This is a genomic window from Acinetobacter sp. HR7 (assembly GCF_000773685.1).
Classification (GTDB): Bacteria; Pseudomonadota; Gammaproteobacteria; order Pseudomonadales; family Moraxellaceae; genus Acinetobacter; species Acinetobacter thermotolerans.
The window spans coordinates 1-3,366 of the sequence record NZ_JPQO01000133.1; the positions used below are offsets into that span (position 1 = coordinate 1).

Here is a 3,366-nt window from a genome sequence, read left to right on the forward strand (position 1 = left end):
TTAACTGACTGGCATTAACCCGAAGGTGGCTTTTTCTCAAATCAGAATTAGATGGACTGCTGGCTTGTTGCCCGTTCGAGCAACGCCTGCTTCACAATCTGATAACCGGCTGTTAATCCCAGACTTGCCATAATCACGGCGACAATCATATCTGGCCATAAACTACCGGTTCCAAAGACGCCAACCGCTGCCAGAATGACTGCGACATTGCCAATCGCGTCATTACGACTACACAGCCATACGGATTTCATGTTGGAATCTCCCTCTCGGAAGGCATACAGAATCACAGCGGTAATAACATTGGCCAGCAAAGCAAGAATACCAATAATCCCCATAGTGAATGCTTCAGGCGGAATCCCAAGCATATAGGCATAAATCACCTTAGCTACCACGACTAACCCAAACACAGCCATAGTCAGCCCTTTGACCAAAGCTACAGTTGCACGCCAATACAGCCCTGCTCCCAGTACTGCGAGAGAAATACCATAGTTCACCGCATCCCCAAAGAAGTCCAGTGAGTCCGCCCACAATGAAGATGAATGTGCATAGGCTCCGCCCACCAGTTCCACAATAAACATCAATAAATTAATGAACAGGGCAATCCATAATGCCATACGAAATTTGCTATTTGGCTTGATCGGTGCCGGTTCATGACTGCAGCTACAGGCCATATTTTTCTCCGATGATTTTTTATCCTAAATGCGATACAGTCATTAGAAACTATGGAGTAACTCCAAGGTCAAGCACGAGGTACGCATGTCTTTTTATTTAATTTCTGAAGTGGCGAAAAAGGCCCATTTAACTACGGATACAGTGCGCTTTTATGAGAAACGTGGCTTTATCAAGCCGAATTTTCGAGCAAACAATCAGTACCGTTATTTTGATGATGAAGCACTGAAACGCTTACTTTTTATCAAGCGTTGCCGCGATCTGGATATGTCCTTAAAGGAAATCGAAACCCTGATTGAACTGGAACAAAATCCTGACCAGAACTGTGCAGCAGTTAACGAGATTATTGATCTGCATCTAGAGCATATCACCAACAAAATGAAAGAATTAGAAGCTTTTAAAAACCAGCTTTCAGAACTTCGCAATAGCTGCAATACACCGACGACCGTTGACCATTGTCAGATTCTAAAAACGCTCGAACAGACAGATTCAGACGACATATAAACACTATATTTATTTCAGTTTTACTTATTTGATAATGTTGAAAATATCAACAAAAACCATGATTTCCGAGTGAAATACTTGGTTGAATCCTGTTTCCAGATACATAAAATAAAGACGTACTTTTTATAGGTCATTTGATTTCATCATGAGCTTAACTCACGTTACTGAACTTCTCTCACCTGCTGGCTCCCTGAAAAACATGCGTTATGCCTTTGCCTACGGTGCAGATGCGGTATATGCAGGCCAACCTCGTTATAGTCTGCGTGTTCGTAATAATGAATTTGACCATGAAAATCTAGCGATTGGGATCAAAGAAGCGCATGAGCTTGGCAAAAAGTTCTATGTCGTGGTGAATATCCAGCCGCATAACTCCAAGCTGAAAAACTTTATCCGTGACCTTGAACCTGTGGTGGCAATGCAGCCGGATGCACTGATTATGTCTGATCCTGGCCTGATCATGCTGGTACGTGAGCATTTCCCGCACATGGACATTCACCTGTCTGTACAGGCCAATGCCGTGAACTGGGCGACCGTGAAATTCTGGAAAAATATGGGTCTGACCCGTGTGATCCTGTCACGTGAGTTATCCATTGAAGAAATCGAAGAAATCAAACAGCAAGTTCCAGATATTGAAATTGAAGTGTTCGTACATGGCGCACTGTGCATGGCCTATTCTGGTCGTTGCATGCTATCTGGTTACATGAACAAGCGAGATGCTAACCAGGGCGCCTGCACCAATGCCTGCCGCTGGGAATACAAGGTACTTGACGCCAAAGAAGATGAAACTGGCGATGTGATCCCGGTGAAAAATCTAGATTCAGGCTGCTGTTCAAAAGATATCGATCAAGAACATAAAGAAGCACAACATCAGTTCAATGAGCCTGTGCTGTTGCAACGTAATGATGAAGACATGTTCGCAGCCGAAGAAGACGAACATGGCACCTATTTCATGAATTCCAAAGACCTGCGTGCAGTACAGCATGTGGAACGCCTGACCAAAATCGGCGTACATTCACTGAAAATTGAAGGCCGTACCAAATCCTATTTCTACTGTGCACGCACTGCCCAGATTTACCGTAAAGCTATTGATGATGCGCTGGCTGGCAAACCTTTCGACCCTTCACTAATGACTCAACTTGAAGGACTGGCGAACCGTGGTTATACCGAAGGTTTCCTGCGTCGCCATGTACATAGTGAATATCAAAACTACGAAAATGGCTCTTCCAGCTTCGACCATCAGCAATTCTGTGGTGAAGTGCTGGAACGTAACGGCGATTACATCAAGATTGACGTAAAAAACCGCTTTGTCGTGGGGGATTCTCTGGAACTGATGACCACCAAAGGTAATATCACCTTTACTCTGACTGAAATGAAAGACAAAAAAGGCAATCCGATTGAAGAGGCCAAAGGTTCAGGTCATGTGGTGGAAATTCCAGTGCCTGCAGATGTAGATATGCAGTATGCACTGCTGATCCGTAATCTGCCGACATCAACTGCGGATATTTCTGCCTCTTCACTGGCTTATCAGGCGAGCTAAACATGGCACTGCTGATTACCGATAAATGCATTAACTGCGACATGTGCCTGCCGGAATGTCCGAATAATGCCATTTATGAAGGCGACAAAATTTATGAAATCGACGTGAATCGCTGTACTGAATGTGTCGGTTTCTATGATCACCAAACCTGCGTTTCGGTGTGTCCAATTGAGTGCATTATTCCGCATCCAGAGCATGTAGAAAGTAAAGAAGAACTGATGGAAAAATTCAAAGGCTTGAATTTATTTAACTCTAGAACCTGATTAAAAAATGGCATGTTTCGTGCTTTTCAAGGATCAGCCTTGGGGGAAGCAGAATAATAACAAGCCAAAACAAAAACAGTGTGGAGGAAAGGAACAGCTCGAAGTGATTGGGGACACTTCTAGCTGATCTAAAAACAAAAAAAGGAACCCGGTGTTAGCGTCCCGGATTCCTGTAAAAAGGGAATTAAATACAACAGTCGTTGTATCTAGCACCTGGGTTTGGGGAAGCCCAGGTGCTTTTTCTTATTGGCCAGAACGGATGATATAATCGAATGCAGACAGTGATGCTTTGGCACCTTCACCAGTCGCGATGATGATCTGTTTGTATGGAACAGTGGTACAGTCACCTGCAGCAAATACACCTTTCACATTGGTTTCGTTGCGTTCGTTAAT

General features: G+C 43.9%; 4 protein-coding genes and 1 pseudogene. 3 read left to right on the forward strand and 2 right to left on the reverse strand.

Annotated elements, in window-relative coordinates; all coding sequences use genetic code 11:
• Nucleotides 1-47 precede the first annotated feature (47 nt).
• On the reverse strand, nucleotides 48-671 hold the full coding sequence (locus GW12_RS06120) for a cation transporter (RefSeq protein ID WP_034584914.1): 624 nt from the start codon (nucleotides 669-671) through the stop codon (nucleotides 48-50).
• Between the two features lie 85 nt (nucleotides 672-756).
• Here GW12_RS06120 and GW12_RS06125 point away from each other — a divergent pair, with 85 nt between their 5' ends.
• The 3 genes from GW12_RS06125 to GW12_RS06135 all read left to right on the forward strand — a co-directional run bounded on the left by GW12_RS06125 (nucleotide 757) and on the right by GW12_RS06135 (nucleotide 2,973).
• Nucleotides 757-1,173, forward strand: a complete 417-nt coding sequence (locus GW12_RS06125; protein ID WP_034584917.1) for a Cd(II)/Pb(II)-responsive transcriptional regulator — start codon at nucleotides 757-759, stop codon at nucleotides 1,171-1,173.
• Nucleotides 1,174-1,318: 145 nt separating this feature from the next.
• Complete coding sequence (gene yegQ, locus GW12_RS06130; protein WP_034584919.1) at nucleotides 1,319-2,710, forward strand: tRNA 5-hydroxyuridine modification protein YegQ; 1,392 nt, start codon at nucleotides 1,319-1,321, stop codon at nucleotides 2,708-2,710.
• A gap of 2 nt (nucleotides 2,711-2,712) precedes the next feature.
• Nucleotides 2,713-2,973 carry a YfhL family 4Fe-4S dicluster ferredoxin gene (locus GW12_RS06135; protein WP_034584921.1) on the forward strand — a complete coding sequence of 87 codons (261 nt, stop codon included), beginning with the start codon at nucleotides 2,713-2,715 and terminating at the stop codon, nucleotides 2,971-2,973.
• Nucleotides 2,974-3,216: 243 nt separating this feature from the next.
• Here GW12_RS06135 and GW12_RS15665 read toward each other — a convergent pair.
• Nucleotides 3,217-3,366: pseudogene (locus GW12_RS15665) on the reverse strand (pyridine nucleotide-disulfide oxidoreductase); the annotation flags it as partial.

Coding starts and splice junctions, on each gene's coding strand:
- GW12_RS06135 (WP_034584921.1), top strand. CDS start 2,713: ATGGCACTGCTGATTACCGATAAATGCATTAACTGCGACATGTGCCTG.
- GW12_RS06120 (WP_034584914.1), bottom strand. CDS start 671: ATGGCCTGTAGCTGCAGTCATGAACCGGCACCGATCAAGCCAAATAGC.
- yegQ (WP_034584919.1), top strand. CDS start 1,319: ATGAGCTTAACTCACGTTACTGAACTTCTCTCACCTGCTGGCTCCCTG.
- GW12_RS06125 (WP_034584917.1), top strand. CDS start 757: ATGTCTTTTTATTTAATTTCTGAAGTGGCGAAAAAGGCCCATTTAACT.